Here is a 241-nt window from a genome sequence, read left to right as displayed (position 1 = left end):
CCTGCGTCGGTCAGCAATCAGGTTCGTCCCGATGGACGCGAGCTGACTTTCCCGCAGAGCACCGACCATCAGCAGGATGAAGATTCCCGCCTCAAGGCCCTGTCGGTGTTTGATGCACTGCGTCTGATTCCACAACTGGTCAACTCCCCTGCCGATGAGCGTGAAGCCGTACTGCTGGGTGGCCTGTTTGCTTATGATCTGGTTGCCGGTTTTGAAACCCTGCCGGAGCTGGATAACCAGC

1 pseudogene is annotated in these 241 nt (G+C 58.1%); it reads left to right on the top strand.

The window, feature by feature from the left end:
* A pseudogene (locus SB765_RS33110) lies at positions 1–241 on the top strand (hypothetical protein); the annotation flags it as partial.

Origin of the sequence: Pseudomonas sp. SIMBA_067 (assembly GCF_046534675.1) — a bacterium.
In the GTDB taxonomy this organism is placed as follows: domain Bacteria; phylum Pseudomonadota; class Gammaproteobacteria; order Pseudomonadales; family Pseudomonadaceae; genus Aquipseudomonas; species Aquipseudomonas putida.
Note: the sequence above shows the minus strand (reverse complement) of the source record. Positions and strands in the feature narration are given on the sequence as shown.